3 protein-coding genes are annotated in these 4893 nt (G+C 54.3%); 2 read left to right on the top strand and 1 reads right to left on the bottom strand.

The window, feature by feature from the left end; translation table 11 throughout:
- On the bottom strand, nucleotides 1-1597 hold a 1597-nt coding region (locus tag LK493_RS09965; protein ID WP_265333366.1), incomplete at its 3' end, for a transglutaminase domain-containing protein.
- Nucleotides 1598-1909: 312 nt separating this feature from the next.
- Between LK493_RS09965 and LK493_RS09955 the strand changes: the two genes are divergently transcribed.
- Both LK493_RS09955 and LK493_RS09950 read left to right on the top strand, forming a co-directional pair.
- Nucleotides 1910-3631, top strand: coding sequence for an ATP-dependent nuclease (locus LK493_RS09955; protein WP_227790913.1), 1722 nt, complete (start codon nucleotides 1910-1912; stop codon nucleotides 3629-3631).
- Nucleotides 3631-4860 (top strand): ATP-dependent helicase, encoded by a 1230-nt coding sequence (locus LK493_RS09950; protein WP_321573284.1) that lies wholly within the window; start codon nucleotides 3631-3633, stop codon nucleotides 4858-4860. The genes LK493_RS09955 and LK493_RS09950 overlap by 1 nt, the downstream gene beginning before the upstream one ends.
- The last annotated feature ends 33 nt before the right edge of the window (nucleotides 4861-4893 follow it).

The raw sequence follows: 4893 nt of genomic DNA, 5'->3' as shown, positions 1-4893 counted from the left end.
CGAGGGAGAGGGCGCCCGCGCCCGAGGACAGCGAGCAGCCCGATGCGGAGGCCGACACGGCCATCCGGGCGTCGAGGGCGGCCGCGAGGCGGTAGGAGCCGTCGTCTATAACTTTCTCTAATGTTGCGATTCGGTATTTTACTGCCAGGTCGTACCTAGCGCTCCATTTGCTGTTCGATTCCTTGGTGACGTTTGATGCCGCAGTAAGCTCAACCTTGGCGCCTTGAACTTTCCATTCCCTCTGGTTCATCGCGTACGCAACAGTCCCGTTCTGAATCCCCGAGATGCTCGGCGGGAAGGACTGGTTGTCAGCATCGATGGAAAAGCTCTCTTCCTTGGCATCCAGGTGCTGCTGAATACGGTCGGCATATTTCTCGGCCCATTCGTCTGCCTTGCCATTTCGCACAAAGTAATTGTTGGATAGGTCGGTCGAGCGGTAGGCGTAGTCGTCCATCTGGTAATTTGCCGTGTGATCGGAGTGGGCGATTGCCATGAGCTCGTCGGTCAGGCCAAAGTACAGATGGCGCTGGTCCAGGTCTCCGTACCAGTTGTCGCTGGTGTCGTCCCAGGTTAGGTCCATCTGGCACCATTTGCCGTCGATCTTTACGGCGTTCCAGGTGTGACCGTTGCCGGTGATGCGGCCGTTGGCGATGCCCGCGGCGTCAAGGAGCTTGGAGTAGATGCGCTGGTAGCTCTCGCAGGTGCCCTGGTGGCGCGTGAGGCCGCTTTCGGCCGAGCACCAGTTGAGGCTGTGGTCGTACTCCAGCTGGTCGAGCGTCCAGTCGTGGAGCCACAAGGCCATGTCGTATTCCGAGCCGTCTGTCTGTTGCCTGCACTGGGCCACGGCGTTGTTGACGATCTGCGTGACGCTCGGGCGGGCGGCGTCGTTTACGGTCACCTCCGCCGTGGTGCGCAGGTAGTAGATCCCCTTGTCGTTTTGCGGGTCGTTTCTGTCGTTGTCCATAAAGTAGAAGTAGATGCGGTACGTGCCCGATGCCGTGAAGTCAAAGGTAAAGTCGTGGCCCGCGGTGCCCATGCTGTAGTAGCTGGACCATGCCTGGCGCGACGGGTCGCTGACGCTTTCCTGGCTGCCGCCGTCCCAGTAGGTGGGCACGTCCATGCGCGCCTTGGCCTGGGACGAGCCGTTGGCCTGGGTTACGTGGAAGGTCGTCGCGGTGCCCGCGGGGGCGTCGTTCCACGAGACGGTGAAGGTGACGCCGTTTTGGCTTGCGGCGGCGGAGTGGGCGTAGGTGGTTTGTGACGCGGTGGAGATCGCCTCGGGCGTGGGGTTGGTGCGGGCTCGGAGGGATGGGGCGGGGGTGGTGTTTGCGGCGGCGGTGCCGTCGGCGCTTTCCGTGTTAACTGCGCTGGCACCGGTGGATGTTGCGGTGCCGTCCTCTACGGTATCTGCTGTCGCATTTGTGTCGGTGCCGTCTTCGGTCTTGCCTGTGCCGCTGTTCGTGGCATCGGATTGCGCCTGCTGCCCGGCTGTTGCCAGAGGCTGAATCGCTTCTGCGATGGCCGCCATGGGCATCGTCGCGCCGACCAAGGACGTGCACGCGATCGCGCAGAGCAGGTAGTAAAGGGGTCGTTTCATAGCGGAGCCTCTCGGTGAGCAGCCAATAGGGTCCGAAGGCAGCTCCAGGCCAGCACTCCGCACATATTTTGTTGGGGATTACTTTACGGGAACCCCAGTCAACATCAGCGAACTTTCTGGGGGATGTTGGGGAGGGGAGGGAGCAGACTGGGGATTGGTGTTCATAAGAGACAGGGCCTTGCGTGCAAATAACCTTCTTAGGATTGCTATTGCGATTTAGAAGCAACTCGAAGCGGTTGCGCCTCACACTCGGTACAACACGAGGCGTGCTAGATTATTGGTAGCCATAAACCCTAACGGTCGGGAGGCTGCATGAGGATCTTTAAACTGAAGATTGAGAACTATCGGAATCTCGATGGTGTTGCGATTAGTTTTGACGAGGACGTGACCTATATTGTCGGCGAGAACAATCTCGGCAAAACGAATGTGCTCGACTTGCTCAATACAATCTTCAACCAAGCGATGATCAGCGAAGAAGATTTCGCAGACACCGAAAGGCGATCAGGTGCTGTAGTAACTTTAAAGATGGACGAGGACGAGATCGGAATATCGGGGATCGACATCGATCCTACGACCGGAAACACCATTACCGTCTGCGCCTTTGCTGACGATCCGGATTCTCGAATAGAGTTTGTGGCCGAGGAAAGCGGGGAAAAGATCCCCCCTTCTTTTATGAGATCCGTTCATATGTTCAGGTACTCTACTGCATCTTTCAATAGGGGAGACTTGGCGTTTGACGGTACGCGCGGCGTCGGTAAAGTTCTCTCCAAAGGTATCGCTCTTTACCTGGATAAGGAGGGCAAAGAGGTCTTTGACTTTCTAGACGGGAATGAGCTCGAAGGTCTGCTTGAAGATCTCGGTGCGATTGTCGGTGACGTACCCATCTTGTCATCATATGGTGTGAGGACGGGCGTCGACTCATCGGATAGCGGAACGCTTGGAAGTTTGGTTACCTTGCTTGATAAGAGAGGCGTTCATTTTAAAAAGGCGGGGGTAGGCTTGCAGTACCTCGCCATTGCCTCGCTTTCGATAATCGAGAGCATTATGCGACTTTCGCCTAAACGCCTTCAAGAGAGCCTCTGCTCGGATGGCGATGACAAGCGCGTGCTGCATGCCGTGCTGGCTTATGACGAACCCGAAGCTCATCTTCATCCGTATATGCAAAGACGGCTCTCGAAGAGCTTACGTAGGATTTGCGAAGGGGAGGACACCAAGTTTAACGCCCTTCTAAAGGAGTATTTCGGGATTGATTCAATCAAAGCTCAGCTGATCATGGTGACGCATTCGCCAAACATTCTTGCTCGCGGCTATAAGAACATTGTGCGATTTGGACAGGGCGAAGATTCTCCAAGGGTCATGTGCGGCAAGGATATTAACCTTTCTGACAAGGTTGAAAAGCATCTTATGCTGAACTTTGAGTCAATACGAGAGGCTTTTTTCGCGCGGTCGGTATTGGCTTTTGAAGGGCAGACGGAGTCTGGGGCCATTCCGGTCTTTGCACGCAACCTTGGGATGGATCTGGATGATTATGGAGTTGTGCCTATCAGGGCTGGCGGGAAAAAGAACGTCGAGCCGCTCTGTGAACTTCTGAACAAGTTTGAGATTCCAAATTATTCCATTGTCGATAGGGATAACGATTCGCTAGAAACTTCTGGAGACCACATAACGACAACTGAACGGGATTTTGAAGCTGAGGTCATCGAAACTATTTTCGTTAATAGGAACCAAAGCTCGTTTATTACACTTCTTGAGGCGACGGATCGTCAGAGGGCAACTTCCATCAAGGGCAATAGCAAAGCATTGAAAAATGCCTGCGCTGTCTACGGTGTTAGCTTGACGGGCCCTGAGTATGATTTCCAGGGATCGGAGTTTGACGGACTATTCGCCGACACACCCGAATCGCGTGCGCTTATGTATGCATGGCTTTCATCGAACAAGGGCGTTGGGTCTGGCGTTGCCCTCGCGGAGGTTTTTGGTGCCGATGGCGTTCCCGCATGTTATAAAACTATTATTTGTAAGGCCGTGGGGCTTTAATGGTGATGAGTCAGGCTGACTTACGGGATAGTGTTAGAGCTGCGATTGAGGTGCGCTGTGGCGGAGATACATCACAGTGCTCTGCGATTTTTGCGCCATCGAAGAGGGTATTCGTAGAGGCCCCGGCAGGATACGGGAAAACCACAGTGATGACTGGGCGAGCTTGCTGGTTGCTGGCATCTGGGGAAGTCCAGCCGGCAAAAAGGATTTTGTCGCTAACCTTCAGCGTCGCTGCCGCGCGGAGAATGCGTACGGATTTAAGCGCCACTATGTCGGCGCTTCCTGGTCCCGTGGCCAAGCGTTTTGAGGACAGCGTCATGGCGACTAACTTCCACGGCTTTGCTTGGGCTCTGCTGCGCAGATACTGGAGATCGCTCTCGCTCCCAGTAAACGTTGACGAGCTTTCTATGGTTGATGACAACGGCGCCGTTAACGAGCTGGTTTTGCGAGGTGTCAGGCTGACCTGGAATGAAAAGAATGCCGTTGACGACTTCCTCCGCTTTATGAGAAACGGTCAGGACATGGACTTGAGGCGCGTGATGTTTTCCTTTAATAGGATCATCAGGGATCGGTTCGTGCCGAACGGTCTCTTGCCATATTCTGGAATGATTTCCCTTGCAATTGAATTGCTCTCTCATTTTCCCAAGTTAAGGTCCTATCTGTCGTCAGCGTACCCTGTCGTGCTCGTCGACGAGGCGCAGGACACGAATGCGTTGTGTTATATCTTTCTAAATGGCTTGGTTTCTGATAAATCAGGAATCTGCATGTTCGGTGACCCTATTCAGCGTGTCTATGGTTTTATTGGCGCAATGGAAGGCTTAAAGGCAAAGGCCACTACCGACCTGTGTCTATCGCCGCTGGAGCTCGAACATAATCATAGGTTTTCTGGGGGATCTATCGTCGGAGAGCTCGGTGCTGCGATTCGCTCCCACATGAAGGGTGCCATTGTCAGCGGTACGCCCCGGCTTCCCATATTTGTTGGCGCTGCACAGCAGGACGAAGCGACAGCCATTGTTTCCAAGGTTACGGCGCTCATCCAAGTCGGTGGCGGGAAGATCGCGATTCTTGTTCGTAAGCGTGGTGCCCTTGCCGATCTCATTATGAACGAATTGGTTAAGGAGGAGATGCCATACTTCAACGGGCTTTTCTCTGATACAGCCCCAGAGTTCATTGAATTCAATGCGTTTGCTTTATCCAGGATTATCGATGTTAGCGCCGGAATAATTTAGCCAAATATAGTCGGCCGAGATTGACCAATCCCG

This window comes from Collinsella aerofaciens (assembly GCF_020709435.1).
In the GTDB taxonomy this organism is placed as follows: Bacteria; Actinomycetota; Coriobacteriia; order Coriobacteriales; family Coriobacteriaceae; genus Collinsella; species Collinsella aerofaciens_AU.
The sequence above is the reverse complement of the archived record's forward strand: the minus strand, read 5'-3'. Positions and strand labels throughout refer to the sequence as shown.